The 14,871-nt window shown below is 40.5% G+C and carries 15 protein-coding genes; 6 read left to right on the plus strand and 9 right to left on the minus strand.

Annotation, left to right across the window (positions count from 1 at the left end):
- Positions 1-25 precede the first annotated feature (25 nt).
- Positions 26-442 (plus strand): isoprenylcysteine carboxylmethyltransferase family protein, encoded by a 417-nt coding sequence (locus IPJ09_05105; GenBank protein MBK7370809.1) that lies wholly within the window; start codon positions 26-28, stop codon positions 440-442.
- On the opposite strand, the gene IPJ09_05110 is transcribed toward IPJ09_05105, so the two are convergent.
- The 4 genes from IPJ09_05110 to rpsT all read right to left on the minus strand — a co-directional run bounded on the left by IPJ09_05110 (position 439) and on the right by rpsT (position 3,917).
- The gene (locus IPJ09_05110; GenBank protein ID MBK7370810.1) at positions 439-1,479 is read right to left on the minus strand and encodes a 6-bladed beta-propeller; all 1,041 of its coding nucleotides are present in this window, start codon (positions 1,477-1,479) and stop codon (positions 439-441) included. The genes IPJ09_05105 and IPJ09_05110 overlap by 4 nt on opposite strands.
- Positions 1,480-1,491: 12 nt before the next feature.
- Entirely contained in the window at positions 1,492-2,397 is a 906-nt protein-coding gene (locus IPJ09_05115; GenBank protein ID MBK7370811.1) for a M48 family metallopeptidase, read from the minus strand.
- Positions 2,398-2,519: 122 nt separating this feature from the next.
- Positions 2,520-3,581, minus strand: coding sequence for a 2Fe-2S iron-sulfur cluster binding domain-containing protein (locus IPJ09_05120; GenBank protein MBK7370812.1), 1,062 nt, complete (start codon positions 3,579-3,581; stop codon positions 2,520-2,522).
- An 81-nt stretch (positions 3,582-3,662) separates the two neighbouring features.
- On the minus strand, positions 3,663-3,917 hold the full coding sequence (rpsT, locus tag IPJ09_05125) for a 30S ribosomal protein S20 (protein MBK7370813.1): 255 nt from the start codon (positions 3,915-3,917) through the stop codon (positions 3,663-3,665).
- Positions 3,918-4,116: 199 nt separating this feature from the next.
- Here rpsT and IPJ09_05130 point away from each other — a divergent pair, with 199 nt between their 5' ends.
- Both IPJ09_05130 and IPJ09_05135 read left to right on the plus strand, forming a co-directional pair.
- A complete protein-coding gene (locus tag IPJ09_05130; protein MBK7370814.1) occupies positions 4,117-6,840 on the plus strand; it encodes a 2-oxoglutarate dehydrogenase E1 component in 2,724 nt (907 codons plus the stop codon).
- 73 nt (positions 6,841-6,913) lie between these two features.
- Positions 6,914-7,129 carry a hypothetical protein gene (locus IPJ09_05135; GenBank protein ID MBK7370815.1) on the plus strand — a complete coding sequence of 72 codons (216 nt, stop codon included), beginning with the start codon at positions 6,914-6,916 and terminating at the stop codon, positions 7,127-7,129.
- 22 nt (positions 7,130-7,151) lie between these two features.
- Here the strand turns inward: IPJ09_05135 and IPJ09_05140 are convergent, their stop codons facing one another.
- Complete coding sequence (locus IPJ09_05140) at positions 7,152-8,705, minus strand: hypothetical protein (protein MBK7370816.1); 1,554 nt, start codon at positions 8,703-8,705, stop codon at positions 7,152-7,154.
- Positions 8,706-8,870: 165 nt separating this feature from the next.
- Here IPJ09_05140 and IPJ09_05145 point away from each other — a divergent pair, with 165 nt between their 5' ends.
- Both IPJ09_05145 and leuB read left to right on the plus strand, forming a co-directional pair.
- Positions 8,871-10,043 (plus strand): 2-isopropylmalate synthase, encoded by a 1,173-nt coding sequence (locus tag IPJ09_05145; GenBank protein ID MBK7370817.1) that lies wholly within the window; start codon positions 8,871-8,873, stop codon positions 10,041-10,043.
- Positions 10,044-10,106: 63 nt separating this feature from the next.
- Complete coding sequence (gene leuB, locus IPJ09_05150; protein MBK7370818.1) at positions 10,107-11,213, plus strand: 3-isopropylmalate dehydrogenase; 1,107 nt, start codon at positions 10,107-10,109, stop codon at positions 11,211-11,213.
- A 24-nt stretch (positions 11,214-11,237) separates the two neighbouring features.
- On the opposite strand, the gene IPJ09_05155 is transcribed toward leuB, so the two are convergent.
- Both IPJ09_05155 and IPJ09_05160 read right to left on the minus strand, forming a co-directional pair.
- Positions 11,238-12,728 carry an aminotransferase class V-fold PLP-dependent enzyme gene (locus IPJ09_05155; GenBank protein ID MBK7370819.1) on the minus strand — a complete coding sequence of 497 codons (1,491 nt, stop codon included), beginning with the start codon at positions 12,726-12,728 and terminating at the stop codon, positions 11,238-11,240.
- Positions 12,729-12,736: 8 nt separating this feature from the next.
- Positions 12,737-13,057, minus strand: coding sequence for a DUF3467 domain-containing protein (locus IPJ09_05160; protein MBK7370820.1), 321 nt, complete (start codon positions 13,055-13,057; stop codon positions 12,737-12,739).
- Between the two features lie 46 nt (positions 13,058-13,103).
- Between IPJ09_05160 and IPJ09_05165 the strand changes: the two genes are divergently transcribed.
- The gene (locus IPJ09_05165; protein ID MBK7370821.1) at positions 13,104-13,316 is read left to right on the plus strand and encodes a PspC domain-containing protein; all 213 of its coding nucleotides are present in this window, start codon (positions 13,104-13,106) and stop codon (positions 13,314-13,316) included.
- Positions 13,317-13,429: 113 nt separating this feature from the next.
- Here the strand turns inward: IPJ09_05165 and IPJ09_05170 are convergent, their stop codons facing one another.
- On the minus strand, positions 13,430-14,116 hold the full coding sequence (locus IPJ09_05170; GenBank protein ID MBK7370822.1) for a DUF4159 domain-containing protein: 687 nt from the start codon (positions 14,114-14,116) through the stop codon (positions 13,430-13,432).
- Positions 14,117-14,149: 33 nt separating this feature from the next.
- The gene (locus tag IPJ09_05175) at positions 14,150-14,839 is read right to left on the minus strand and encodes a 16S rRNA (uracil(1498)-N(3))-methyltransferase (protein MBK7370823.1); all 690 of its coding nucleotides are present in this window, start codon (positions 14,837-14,839) and stop codon (positions 14,150-14,152) included.
- Positions 14,840-14,871: the final 32 nt, after the last annotated feature.

Here is a 14,871-nt window from a genome sequence, read left to right on the forward strand (position 1 = left end):
GGACTATTTATATGTTGGCATTCAAATGATTCTATTTCTGGTTTATGCCATATCACCATTTGACTCTTTTAATATACATTTGCCTATCTGGTTAATATATTTATCACTGGTTATCAGCATATTAGGTCTAATATTTGTTTGCATGGCTTTGATTCAACTCAAAACCAATCTCACGCCATGGCCTACCCCTAAATCAGATGCTTACCTGGTGCAGAATGGCACATATCAACTAGCAAGGCATCCTATTTATGCAGGCTTGATACTTTGCCTTGTGGCATACGCTATGTATGAACAAAGCATGATCAAATTGGCCATTTCGGGTGCTTTGATCCTCTTATTTTATTCTAAATCAAAGTATGAAGAGTCCCTGCTACTCATTAAGTATCCGGAGTATAATGATTATAAACAAAAAGTAGGTAGATTCTGGCCGAAAATATTCTAAACCCGCTCCAGTTTGATTGGATAAGTTTTATTGGCATTCCATTGGCATACATATATATTCTCATCCTGATCGATACAGACATCATGACAGTGCATAAAGCTGCTATTGGTTTGTAACATGAGTTGCAACTGGCCTTTGATATAAGTGGGCTTGGTGCCTCCGGGATTAGAGACCACTTTATCGTTTTTATCCAGAATGGTGACAAAGCCAGAGTTGGGTGTCTGATCCAAATACCTTAATCGAGACCAACATACACCTGCATACAAATGATCACCGTGTATCACAGGTCTGCAGACATAAGCTCCTGGCAAAAAGATAGTTGATATATACTTGCCATCTAAAGAAAATCTTTTGAAAGAATTGTGCCCTCTGGAGGTGATGATCAAACTTGGGTGGCCATGTCGATAATCAACGGTGACTCCATGAGCAGTACTAAATTGATCATCTTCATTGCCTTTGCCTCCAAATTTGCGAATAAATCTGCCATGACTGTCGTACTGCAAAACATATTGTGAGCCATACCCATCTGCTACATAGATGTCTCCATTAGGACCTATAGCGGTTTCAGTAGGATTAAATGGATCTTCCTGCTTATACTCACCAATAGTAGAGGGATGATCGATCATCAGTAATTGATTTCCTTTAAGGTCAGTTTTGAATACCTGATGCAAATTTGGATCACAGATGAACAAAAACTCTTCCCCATTGGCATTCCATAAGGTCAATCCATGCCCGCCAGGATAAGTGTGCCCCCAGGTATCTAATAATTTACCTGACTGATCGTACACCAGGATATTGTTCTTTACTTCATCTGTAATCATGATCAGGCGGCCTTTGGCATCCATCACCATCTCATGGCAATTTTTTACTGGTACGGAGGCCGGATCCAGATTGCCCCAGGCACGATGTGCTCTATATTTAAATTTTCCATGACCCAAAATCTCTTCACCGAGTTTAGGGGCACTGTTTAATATATTGAATAGTGGCATAACAGCAACTGCTTTTATAGAGGTTGATAGAAATTCTTTTCTGTTCATAGTAATTAAAAGTCAATCTAATTTAAAATTGGGGTCTTTAAGTCTAATGGCGGGCTCTGCGGTAGCATTGCCCTGATCCAATCTTCTTCCTTGTGTGTATTTATCGATGGCTTCTTTAATTTTTTGGACTCTATTTTCAGGACTAGGGTGTGTGCTAAAAAACTCTGGTTGTCGTTGTCCTCCCTGGGATGCTTCTTCCAATATGCGCATGACATCGATCAAAGCTCTCGGATCATATCCAGCTTCATACATAAATCTGACTCCAAGATCATCAGACTCCAATTCCTGACCTCGGCCATATTTCATTCCTACCATATTGGCTATCATCTGTATACCCTGAGCAGAATTGTAATCGCCGGCTGCTATCACGGCTGCCCCGGTAAGTCCTTGTATGAGTTCTTCACTTTGCATTCTTTCAGCCCCATGTCGTGCGATAACATGACCTATCTCGTGCCCAAAAACTCCTGCTAACTGATCTTCATTTTCCAAGCGCGAAAACAAAGCTTGCGTAATAAAAACTTGTCCTCCGGGCAGTGCAAATGCATTGACGGTTTGAGGATCTGCCAATAAGTGGAAGTCGTATTGGTAACCGGATGTATTGACGATAGACTGTTGCACGATCCGTTGCCCTACCTGTTTTACATAAGCTTGAGCTCTTTCATCAGGGTATAAACCACCGTATTGCTGGGCCATAGAAGGAGCACTTTGAACCCCAAGAGACATTTCTTGTTCTTTCGTGATATTGCCAATATGTTGTTTCTCTCCAGTAATCTCGTTGATTTGAGAAGTACCATAATACTTGCAGAGCGCTACTCCAGCAAAGAGGGCCGCTATAATGAGGCCGCCCCACCTAAAATTGCTTCGACCCCCATAACCTTGGTTGGAATATCGGGGATCATTGGTTCGGTAATAGGCCATTACATTAAATTTTAATAACGTATAAAATTACTATTATTTTATGCAATCAAAGCTAAGAAGGCCTCGAGACAAATGAGAGAAAGCAGGAAAGTAAATTAGAGAAGTTGAAATAAAGTAAATTTTTACTTCATGTCATAATCTACTTCCACTATTGGTGTCAGCGCATGTGACTGGCAGGTAAGGATAAATCCTTGCTTTAATTCGCTGTCAGATAGTACGTAGTTATTGTCCATGCGGACTTCACCGGAAATCAGCTTTGCCTGGCAGGTGCTACAAACACCACTTTTACATGAATAAGGCAAGTCCAATCCCGATTTAATACCTAAATCCAAAATTACACTGTCATTGGAATGGGCACTAATCTCAAACAATTTTTTTTCAAATTTGACTTTTATTAAAAAGTCAGAATTTAGAACATTTGCTTGAATATCAATAGCAGGATTATCTTCAACCGGGCTGGTAAAAAGCTCGGTCAGGATTTTAGATTTTTCTATGCCTGTTGCAATCAGGTGTTTTTCAAGATCTGAAACCATAGATCCCGGTCCACAAATGAGATAGAGATCAGTATTGTTTAAGGAAAACAAGTATTGACTCCATCGACTAACTTTTTCAGGCGAAATGCGACCTTCCAAGTCTGCCAGCCCTGTCCTTTGTTGACTATAAATATTTATGCATTCAAACCGGCTTACGTATAGATTTGTAAGATTGGCCAGATCCTGCCTATACATTGTGCTTTCTGCATCCTTGTTTCCATAAAATAAAGTGATCACAGCATCCTGATCTGAAGAAAGCACCGTCTTGATCATAGCTATAATGGGCGTAATACCACTACCAGCCGCAAATGCAACCATGTTTTTTATATTGCTTGATGGCGGAATTAAAAATGTTCCCTGCGGTGCCATGAGCTCTACCACATCACCTTTTTTGGCTTGCGTACACAGATAGGTAGATATATTACCTCCTTCAAGTCTTTTAACACCGATCTGAAGGATGTTTTCCGAAGGAGCTTCACTTAAAGAATATGATCTGTGCTCTGTCGGATCGTGCGACGGAATTCTAATCACCAGATATTGCCCTGCAAGGTACTTAAAACCAGGATTCAACTCTGGTGCCACTGACAGTCGGATATTGACCGAATCAGAAGTCATTTGTTCTATCGATTCAATTACAGCCTGGTAAAACATGAACTATTTTTCTTTATAAAAATAAAAAAGGTGTACTGAGCTTCTCAATACACCAATTGTATATCGTTAAATAAAATCCATTTACTTTAAGCCATTAACATGTTTGGTCAAATTGCTTTTAAGATTGGATGCTTTATTTTTATGCCAGGTGTTTTTTTTAGCCAACCTATCGATAAGACTGTTTACTTTTTTCAAAAAAGTCTCAGCATCTTTTTTATCAGTCAGTGACCTTAGTCTGGAGATTGCTGTCCTAGCAGTCTTTTTATTAAAACGGTTTGCAGTGCGACGACCTTCTGCCAACTCTGCTCTTTTTTTAGATCCTTTAATATTTGCCATGAAGTATGTTTTAAAATCGGGCGCAAATATAAGATTTATTCATTGAAATAAGCAAATAGTCTTAAACTATAATAATCTTTAGCCTTGACCGCTATTTTTCAATATGTTACACATGCACTTATTTGATATGTAATAAATTGAGTCCGCTCTCTTCAAGAGGTACTATTTTTACACTTTGTAAGCTTATTCCATAACGATGATGAAAGATTTTTCCGCAATATATAATGCCAACCCTGATTATATAGATTCTATGTACAAACAATACCAAGCTGACGCAAAGGGCCTGGATGAGGGTTGGAAGGCATTCTTTAAGGGTTTTGATTTCGCAGACAGGTCTGGAAATGGACAAACAACTGCTTCGGCAAGTGCTGAAGGAATAGATAAAGAGTTTAAAGTAATGGCTTTACTCCATGGATATCGGGACAGAGGACACCTGCTTTCAGATACCAATCCTATCAGAAAAAGGAGAGATCGAAAGCCACATCTTGAACTCGAAGACTATGGCCTTACAGCATCTGATCTAACCAGAACTTTTCAGGCGACACAAGAAATCGGATTGCCAGGTGGCACGCTACAACAAGCCATAGAGCGCATGCAAACCATTTATTGTGGGCATATCGGATTTGAATACAATCATATCAATAATAAGGAAAAAAGAATGTGGTTGCGCGATCGCATCGAAAGAAGAGCCTTAAAAGAAGATTATGACCTGGATCTATCGGAAAAGCAAAGGATATTGGAAAAATTAAATGAAGCAGTCATTTTTGAAGAGTTCCTGCATAAAAAATATGTTGGTCAAAAGCGATTTTCACTTGAAGGTGGAGAGACCACTATTCCTGCCATCGATACCATGATTGAAGTTGGAGCAGAGCAGGGAGTAGAAGAAGTAATCATTGGAATGGCTCATCGCGGCAGATTAAATGTTTTGGCCAACGTAGTTGGAAAGACTTATGAACAGATTTTTAATGAGTTTGAGGGGACAGCAGTCCCGGACATGAGTTTTGGATCAGGAGATGTCAAATATCATCAGGGGTATTCAAGCCAGGTGGAAACGAAACTTGGGAAAAAAGTACATTTAAAGCTCGCTCCCAATCCTTCACATCTGGAAGCTGTCAATCCAGTAGTGATGGGCCTGGCAAGAGCCAAGGCAGATGTGCTGTATCAAAGCGATTATGATAAAATATTGTCCATTTTGATCCACGGAGATGCTGCTATCGCAGGACAAGGTATGGTATATGAAATTGCTCAAATGAGTCAACTCCGAGGATATTATGTAGGTGGCACGATCCATTTCGTCATCAATAATCAAATAGGTTTTACCACTGATTTTGACGATGCCCGATCGTCCACGTACAGCACCAGTATCGCTACGACTATACAGGCACCGATCTTTCATGTCAATGGAGATGATCCTGAAGCAGTGAGGTTTGTCGCTGAGTTGGCTACAGATTATCGCCAGGAATTCAATACGGATGTATATATAGATATGGTGTGTTATCGCAAACATGGGCATAATGAGTCAGACGAACCAAAGTTTACGCAACCTGAAATGTATAACATCATCACTGGTCACCCTAACCCAAGGGAAATTTATATCAAACTTTTAATATCAAGAGGCGAAGTTCAAAAGGACCTCGCTGAAGAGATGGAAAAACAATTTTGGGGCGTGTTGCAGGATCGGTTGGATTTGGTAAAACAAAAGTCTTTACCGCATGTATACCAGGAACCAGACCTGGCCTGGAAAGCTCTCAAAAAAACCAACAATCCTGATGATTTTGAAATCTCTCCTCCTACCGGTATCTCTCAAGCTACGGCGGATGAATTATTAAAGCATTTATTGACCCTCCCTGATCATTTCAATGTATTAAATCAAATCAAAAGATTATTTAAGTCTTATGGAGATCTTACCAATCTTGGTAAAATTGATTGGGCCCTGGCGGAATTGATGGCTTATGCTTCCTTGTTACAGGAAGGCAAAAATGTACGACTGAGTGGTCAAGATGTCAAAAGGGGCACCTTCTCGCATCGTCATGCAGTGATCTATGATGCTGAGACCAATATTGAATATGCTCGTTTGGCACAAGTGCCGAATGCTTCCGGTAGATTTTTTATCTACAATAGCTTGTTGTCAGAATTTGGGGTCCTGGGGTTTGAGTATGGATATTCCTCAGCGTCTCCAGACCATTTGGTCATTTGGGAGGCTCAGTTTGGAGATTTTTATAATGGAGCACAGACGATGGTAGATCAATTTATCGCATCAGCTGAATCTAAATGGCAACGTATGAGTGGCCTTGTACTCTTACTTCCACATGGCTATGATGGGCAAGGACCAGAACATTCCAATGCCAGGCCTGAGCGATTTTTGCAGGTATCTGCTGATTGTAATTGGTATATCTGCAACATCACCACGCCAGCCAATTTTTTTCATGCACTTAGACGACAACTTTATTTGCCATTTAGAAAACCGCTCATCATTATGTCTCCAAAATCTTTATTGCGGGATAACCTTTGTATATCGGACATAACAGCATTGACTGGAGATCATCGATTTCAGGAAACCATAGATGACACTTTACCCATCAGGAAAGTCAAAAAAGCGTTATTCTGTACTGGTCAGATCTATTATGAATTATTAAGAAGACGCACCGAATATAAGCGGGAAGATATAGCCCTGATCCGAATAGAACAGCTCTACCCTTTTGCTGTCACCCAGATGAATAATTTGCTGGAAAAGTATAAAAAAGCCAAACTCATTTGGGTTCAGGAAGAACCGCAAAATATGGGGGCCTGGACCCATATCAATAACCATTACCCTAATACATTTGAAGTCGTATCAAGACCTGCATCAGCTTCAGTAGCGACTGGATATAAAAAAGTCCATGATGCGCAGGTGATCAGTATTTTACAAAGATGTTTTGAATAAAAAATGGATCACTGAAAAATGGAAAAAATCTCCGGCTTAAAGCTTTAATCTATCAACTATCAAATCTGTAACCTTGAATAAACTCACAGTATTAAAAATTATATCGTTTTTGTTGTTTGCTTTCGGATTTCTTACTTTTTTGCTAGAGATCCTGGGCTTAGAATTTAGCTTTTTAAATTGGCTGGACAGGCTTCCTGGAGTAGCACCTTTGCTGCTCAAAGTTTCCATGTTATTCGGGGGTATTCTATTGGCCTATATTGCATTTACGGATTGGCAAAAGCAAGAGTAAGTGGTCATATCGCCGCTTTTGATCAGGCTAGTTTTCTTTTAGATTTTTTCAAAAACTTATCCTTGATAATGGTCTGCACCGGCACCCCCTGGATTTTTGATTCCAGCCAAGAAATGATATCAAGGTATAAGAACGAGCGTTGTTCGTAAGGATCTGATTTTAATCTATTTAGACGATCGAGCAATTTTTTAAACTCCCGCTTAAGGTCTGAAGTCTGCACCCGTGGAAGCTTTCGAATAAAACTCAGTATTTCTTTCTGTACGGCGTGTAGGTCATCCATTTTTATCAAAAATCTGTAGATAGACTTTACCTGATATTCCACCAGGTAATTATCACCCATTTCATAATAAGCTATGACACGAAGGATACGAGCATAACATTGAATATCGCCCCGGAAATCAGGAGATTCATTAACTATCATATTGAGATAATCAATAGCCTGACTGTTGTCACCACTACCAAAGTACAGACAAGCGATCTTGTAATAGAATAAAATAATCCTATGAAAATCCAGATGAAAAACATTCGTTTTAATCGCACTCATTATATCCTGGACCAGGGGAAGTCCCTGATTAAAAGTACCTTCCAGATAGTGTTGATTGATCTTATGAGTATAGGTGTATATAAACTCCAGGCTTTTGTCATTTTCATTTCTGGCAGGGTACTTTTTAAGATTGATCAGCAATAGTTGCAGTGAAACCATGAATTTGTCATGTCGCTGCAACAAAAAAAGTGCGTTGAGCAGATTATGCATGCCCTTCAGATAGAGAGGCCTCTCGAGCATAATCATATTCTCATGAGAGTCAAATAGGGATATCCATTTTTGAGAATATCGATAATAGAGTTTAAAATCCAGCAACATGTAGCTGTGCCATACATATGACTGATAAAGGTACAAATGTTCATAGAAGCCGAGTGAATCTTCGTGGTCTGTCAGCTTGTGAGATTGAAAAAATTCTTTGACTAAAAAATGGTCTTTTTCGTTTCTGACATACCCTACTTTGAGGTACAACGCATATAACTGAAGGGATAAATTGGAATATTTCTGGATCCTCATTATTTCTTCAGCGGTCCGTATAGCTTCATTTGACAATGCCTCTGCTCGATTGGCAATACTTCTGGTTATATACTGAGATTCGATGAGTTTCTCAAAGTCGATGATCTCCATCAGTAGACTTGGGAACCCAAGAGATTGGCACTTTTCCTTGGCCCTGGCGAGCATTTCCAGGGATTGCCGGTAAAGACCTTTGTTGTACAATATTCGGGCATAATCAATACGTTCTCTGATATCTATATCCTCGTTATCAGACCGGTGGATCAGTCGTAAGCTGAGTAATAATTGTTTGTATAAATGGGCCTTTAGGTTGGGTAATTGCTGTTTCTTAATCTCCGGTATTTGAGATAAAGTCTTAATTTCATCATATGACTGTTGTTTCTCCAGGTGGGCAAATAATCTCAAGAATAATGAATCAGAATTGCTGGGGTTGCGCTGTACAAAAAGTTTAAAATGTCGTTTCTCAGGCTTTGACATGGACTTGATGAGCTGCAGGAGAAAGTCTGTGGGCTGCTTGGGCATTGTAGTAAAAATGATGTTTCTAGTTAATAATCAACGATTTATACTCATCGTTTTGCAAGTTTGATTCGTAGGTATACAAAAGAGCAATTTGGCTGTCGCCTGCAATTGTAATAATTTTATCAAGTTTAATAGGTTTTTATCTAAACAAATATCATAATAAATTCAATGGCCGAACGAATACAAATATTTGATACCTCATTGAGAGATGGTGAGCAAGTGCCTGGCTGCAAGCTCAATACCGCTCAAAAGCTTGAGTTGGCGGAAGCCCTTGAAAACCTGGGAGTCGATGTGATAGAAGCAGGATTCCCAATTTCTAGTCCTGGTGATTTTCAAAGTGTTTTTCAGATCTCCCAACTGATCAAAAATGCCACTGTCTGTGGTCTATCAAGAAGTGTCGAAAAAGATATTATTTCTGCAGCGGAAGCACTCAAACCTGCTAAACACCCACGCATACATACTGGAATTGGCACTTCGGACATGCATATCAAGTACAAGTTTAATAGCACGCAGGACAAGATCATAGAGCGTGCTGTGGCCGCTGTGAGCCTGGCTAAGAAATATGTACAGGATGTGGAGTTTTATGCAGAAGATGCAGGGAGAACAGAAAATGAATTCTTAGCTAAAGTGTGCACGGCTGTCGTAAAAGCAGGTGCAACAGTACTCAATATCCCAGACACTACCGGTTATTGCCTTCCTGAAGAATACGGGACCAAAATTCAATATTTAAAAGAACATGTAGTCGGCATCGACAAAGCCATACTTTCCTCGCATTGTCACAATGATTTAGGACTTGCTACTGCCAATTCTATCGCAGCTATTCAACATGGAGCTAGACAAATAGAATGTACAATCAATGGGATCGGAGAGCGTGCCGGCAATACTTCGATGGAGGAAGTCGTGATGATCATCAAACAAAAGAAATATTTAGGTTTCGAGACTGGGATCAAAACCGAATTGCTCACCCAGATGAGTCAGCTAATCATAGACAGGATGGGAATACCGGTTCAACCCAATAAAGCCATAGTAGGGGCCAACGCTTTTGCTCATTCGTCTGGCATACATCAGGATGGTGTGATCAAGCACCGGGAAAATTATGAAATCATAGATCCAGCTGAAGTCGGCGTCAATACTTCTTCTATTATCCTAACTGCCCGCAGCGGCCGCGCTGCACTCGCCTATCGATACCGACACCTGGATATTGAACTAGGCAAAGAGCAACTCGATTTATTATACCAGGCTTTTCTAAAACTGGCTGATGATAAAAAAGAGGTAAACAGCGATGACTTGTTAAAGCTGTATGACGAGCATCTTAAAAAGAAATTTGTGGTAATGGTGTAAATCCTACGACCTTGCAGGCTTGATTTATTTTTTTTCTTCCATTCAATTATCTTTTTTCAGTAGATGAATAAAAACATTGCGGTTTTACCAGGTGATGGGATCGGGCCGGAAGTAATTCAACAAGCAATCAAATCTTTACGGTCTGTTGAACAAAAATTTGGCCACCAGTTTGAATTAAAGGAATACCCCATCGGGGCAGCAGCGATGGATCTTAGATTGCCTCCCTTACCTGATGATACCCTGTCAGGTTGTAACCAGGCAGATGCAGTATTATTTGGTGCCATAGGCGATCCCAAATACGATGTCAATCCCCACGCTGAGATTAGACCCGAACAAGGACTGCTCCGATTACGTAAGGAGCTCGGTCTATATGCGAATATCCGTCCTATCAAATCTTATCGCAAATTGCAGGCGCTTTCACCGCTTAAAGAAGAGCAAATTCAAAATGTAAACCTCGTCATCTTTAGAGAATTGACCGGGGGGCTTTATTTCGGTAAAAAACAAAAAGATGAAGCAGGTCGATGGGCCAGTGATGAATGTTATTACCACATAGACGAAATCACCAGGATCACTAAACTTGCTTTTGAAGAAGCCGGTCAAAGGAAGAAAAAAGTTACTTTGGTCGACAAAGCAAATGTGCTGGAGACTGGGCGCCTCTGGAGATCTACTGTCCAGGCAATCCAAAAGGCAGATTATCCTGAAATCGAACTGGATCTTATGTTTGTGGACAATGCTGCCATGCAGCTCTTGCTCAATCCCAAACAATTTGATGTCATCCTGACCGAAAATATGTTTGGAGATATCCTTTCAGATGAAGCTAGTGTCATCGTAGGCAGCATAGGCTTATTGCCCTCAGGATCTTATGGGCAAGGTAAAGCCTTGTTCGAACCGATTCATGGCTCCTATCCACAAGCTGCCAAAAAAAATATCGCAAATCCCCTGGCTACCATATTGGCAATGGGCATGATGTTGGACTATTTTGGATTAGTAGCAGAGTCTGATCTAATCAGCCTGGCAGTCGATCAAGCTATCACAGATGGATTTGGTACGATGGATATAGCTCCAAAGCAGATCATCAGCTGTTCTGCGATGGGTGACTTTATAGCAGAGCTATTAATGACACCCAGGGCGTCCTGGGTCGAGGTAAAAAAGAAAATGGCACTAGTTTAGATGTATATTTTTTTAAGAGTTATCTCAGTTTAACTGAAGCTCCCGACCAATTTCCAAGACTCCAATGATCAATGCTTTAAAATCAGCTTTGGTACTTCGATGATTGACATTGGCGACCCGGATGACATATGATCCTTCTAAAATAGTGGATGAAGGTGTTGCGATAGCCCTTTCCTGGAGTGTCATCAATATCTCTTTGTTTAATTTATTGAGTTCTTCCTGCGTCATACCTGTCTTGAAATATCTAAAGCAGACAATATTCATAGTGACAGGGGCCATTAGTTGCAAGTCAGATTCCTGCTCAATCAGATCAGCCAGATAAAGACATTGAGCCAGGTTCTGCCTGATCAAATCTTCATACTTTTTTCGACCGTGCTCCTGAAGGCAAAACCAGACCTTTAATGCCTTAAAACCCCGCGACAATTCCATACCATAGTTTCCAATAGGATCGGGTCCTGCTGCAAGGCCTCTTTCATGACTCGTCAAATAACTAGGCTGCAGTGCAAAAGCAGCACGGTGCGCTGCTTTGTCTTTAACTATCAGACAACCTACTTCATAGGGCAAATACATCCATTTGTGCAGGTCAAAGGCTATACTATCAGCTCGGGACATAGGAGCCAAAATATCCTTATACTCTGGCAATAAATAAACAAGCGCACCAAAAGCACCGTCTACATGAAACCAAATGTTGTATTTTCTACAGATACGCTCCACCTCCAGTAGCGAATCTATAGCCCCGGTATTGACTGTCCCGACATTGGCTACTACACAAAATGGTTGCATGCCGGCATCAAGGTCTGCCAGGATCATAGTCTCTAAAGCTGCAATATCCATCTCATATTGATTGTCAACTGACACCTTTCTAAGACCATAAGCTCCAACACCAATGATTTCGGCTGCTTTTTGCTGGCAACTATGTGTTTCCGTGGAAGCATAAAAAGTCAATTTTTTAGGCCAGGACTGGATCCCATGAGATCGAATAGAAGGATCAATATTATTTCGCGCAACTACGAGGGCTGTTATATTGGCCATTGAACCCCCACTGAGCAGGATACCACTCGCTGACTGCAGCGGAAAATCCATGGCTTCCAGGCACCAATTGATCACTTGCTGCTCGATATACATGGCGCTATGATCCCCTATGGCTAGATTAGAGTTTAAAGTAGATGCCAAAAAATCTGCCAAAGCTGCAGTAATCGAACCTGTCCCTTGCACCCAGGACCAAAACCTGGGATGAATATTGCCTTTTGGATAAGGCAGAATGTATTGTTTAAAATCTTGATAAATATGCTGCAGTTCCTTTCCCTGATCTGACCATTTTTCCTTGACCAGGTTTTTGACCTCTTCGGGTGGTTTTCTCCAGATGGGCTCCTGATCAATATGTTGCAGATAGTCGACCATTTCCTCGACCATTTTTTTACCCAGATCAGACACTGCATCCCAATTATCCGGGTCCAGAGATTGCTCCTGTGCCAATATCTGATGCCAGTCCAGGCTAGGAAATTCTAAAGCCATAAGTCAAATCAGGCCTTGGCAATAGGGGTATTAAAATTCATTGGAGGAAAGCCTTGTACATCGTGTTCGTCATGCACTTCGCCAAATTGAGCTTCAAATTTTTTGATATTATCGCCTAAGGCCAACATCAGTCTTTTGGCATGTTGTGGCGTGAGTACGATCCTTGATTTAACCTTCGCTTTAGGCAGGTTTGGCATCAACCTGATGAAGTCTATTACAAACTCGCTGTTAGAATGAGAGATGATTGCAAAGTTGGAATAGATGCCTTCGGCGATCTCCTCATTCATCTCAATATTGATTTCTTGCTTTAAATCTTGTTCTTTTGCCATTTGATATTTATCTTAAAGCGCAAATTTACACAGTTACCTTTACCAAATGTTTAAATCTTTTATCGAACGGTCCGTTTTTGGTGTCTGTACATACATTGGTGATCAATTCGGTATTGCCAAGACCAAGATCAGGTTGTATTTCATTTATTTATCCTTTTTTACCTTTGGTTCGCCAGTCATTATTTATTTCTTTATTGCATTTTGGCTCAATATTCAGAAATACATTCGTAAGAATAATATGGTCTGGTATGAGGAATGACTGAGCTGCATCTAGTCTGTTTTTGATATTTATTTTACATCTGAGATATTCTATATCCTAACTAAAATCTCAGGGTAAAACATTTCGTCTCAGAAAAAAGTCTATAAAAAAATTTATTTCGCTTCGTTAAATACGTATTGAACCAGGTTAGCACCCATACGTAAAGCTTTTTGTCTTGTTTCTTCCGGATCCTTATGCACATCCGGATCTTCCCATCCATCACCTAAATCACATTCATAAGAATAAAAACAAATCAATCTTCCTTCCCAGAGGAGTCCAAATCCCTGGGGAGGTTTCTTATCGTGTTCATGGATTTTAGGCAGGCCTGATTTAAAATCAAATTTTTGGTGATAAATCTCATGTTCAAACGGCAGCTCAATAAAAGACAGTTCAGGAAATACTTTTTTCATAGCTGGTCGTACATAGGGGTCCATTCCATAATTATCGTCTAAATGAAGAAACCCTCCGGATAAAAGGTAATTCCGCATATTCTCAGCTTCCTGGTCATTGAATACGATATTGCCATGGCCGGTGGCATGTACAAAAGGGTAATTAAAAATATCTGCACTCCCCGCCTCTACCGTGGCATAATCATCATCCAGGTTTGTCCCTAATTGTTTATTGCAAAAAGTAGCAAGATTGGTTAAGGAAGTTGGATTGGCATACCAGTCCCCTCCTCCATTGTATTTGAGCAAGGCCAACTTGATCGTTGGAGGTGTAGGATCCACGAAAGAAGTCAATACTAGAAAGGAAATTAAGGAAAAACTGACTAAGACCGCTTTAAACAATTTTTTAGACATTATATTCAGGTTCAAGTACCAAAGATACCGATTTTAGATATCCATGTTCATAAATTGAGCAGCCATGTAAAGTGCCGCTGTTTCGGTCCTCAGCCGATATTTACCCAATGAAACCATTGGGTGGAGAAGCTCTTTTATCATCGTCAGCTCTGCTCCAGAAAAATCTCCTTCGGGCCCAACACATATGGTGATAGGAGAAGTCGCTGGTACTAAATTTCGGTTCAATTGAGTTCCGTTTACATGAGCTACCAACATAGTACCAGTTCTTTGGTTTTGCACAAGGTGGCGGAAAGTAGTCAATTCATGGAGTACAGGCAGCCAGGGCCTTCCACATTGTTTCAGGGCTGACAAAATGATTTTTTGTATTCTGCCGGGGTTAAAATGAACCCGCTCGCTATTGTCACAGATCAAAGGTGTAATCTCCTGCACTCCAAGTTCGGTTGCTTTCTCCACAAACCACTCAAATCTATCCATTTGCTTAGTTGGTGGGATAGCTATATGTATACCCGATATCGATGCCGGTACTTGCTCCGTATCAACCAGACCCAGGGTGACTTGATCTTTACCCAGGTGTAACACTTTTGTTATCAAGATGCGGCCCTTGCCATTAAGCAAGCCGACGCTTTCATCCGCCTTTAATCGAAGCACTTTAGCATGCCTGGCTTCGTCGCCATAGATCTCAATAACTTCTGAGGGATCTGTGTCGGTGAATAAATAATGCATCGATAAATTATTGAGACTGTAAATGTAGTGAG

The sequence above is a fragment of the Saprospiraceae bacterium genome (genome assembly GCA_016709995.1).
GTDB lineage: Bacteria > Bacteroidota > Bacteroidia > Chitinophagales > Saprospiraceae > JADJLQ01.

Bases quoted from the DNA above. Each gene is read 5' to 3' on its own strand.
- leuB (MBK7370818.1), top strand. From the start codon at position 10,107: ATGAATAAAAACATTGCGGTTTTACCAGGTGATGGGATCGGGCCGGAA.
- IPJ09_05145 (MBK7370817.1), top strand. From the start codon at position 8,871: ATGGCCGAACGAATACAAATATTTGATACCTCATTGAGAGATGGTGAG.
- IPJ09_05115 (MBK7370811.1), bottom strand. From the start codon at position 2,397: ATGGCCTATTACCGAACCAATGATCCCCGATATTCCAACCAAGGTTAT.
- IPJ09_05120 (MBK7370812.1), bottom strand. From the start codon at position 3,581: ATGTTTTACCAGGCTGTAATTGAATCGATAGAACAAATGACTTCTGAT.
- IPJ09_05130 (MBK7370814.1), top strand. From the start codon at position 4,117: ATGAAAGATTTTTCCGCAATATATAATGCCAACCCTGATTATATAGAT.
- IPJ09_05170 (MBK7370822.1), bottom strand. From the start codon at position 14,116: ATGTCTAAAAAATTGTTTAAAGCGGTCTTAGTCAGTTTTTCCTTAATT.
- IPJ09_05165 (MBK7370821.1), top strand. From the start codon at position 13,104: ATGTTTAAATCTTTTATCGAACGGTCCGTTTTTGGTGTCTGTACATAC.
- IPJ09_05160 (MBK7370820.1), bottom strand. From the start codon at position 13,057: ATGGCAAAAGAACAAGATTTAAAGCAAGAAATCAATATTGAGATGAAT.
- IPJ09_05155 (MBK7370819.1), bottom strand. From the start codon at position 12,728: ATGGCTTTAGAATTTCCTAGCCTGGACTGGCATCAGATATTGGCACAG.
- IPJ09_05110 (MBK7370810.1), bottom strand. From the start codon at position 1,479: ATGAACAGAAAAGAATTTCTATCAACCTCTATAAAAGCAGTTGCTGTT.
- IPJ09_05175 (MBK7370823.1), bottom strand. From the start codon at position 14,839: ATGCATTATTTATTCACCGACACAGATCCCTCAGAAGTTATTGAGATC.
- IPJ09_05140 (MBK7370816.1), bottom strand. From the start codon at position 8,705: ATGCCCAAGCAGCCCACAGACTTTCTCCTGCAGCTCATCAAGTCCATG.
- rpsT (MBK7370813.1), bottom strand. From the start codon at position 3,917: ATGGCAAATATTAAAGGATCTAAAAAAAGAGCAGAGTTGGCAGAAGGT.
- IPJ09_05105 (MBK7370809.1), top strand. From the start codon at position 26: ATGATTCTATTTCTGGTTTATGCCATATCACCATTTGACTCTTTTAAT.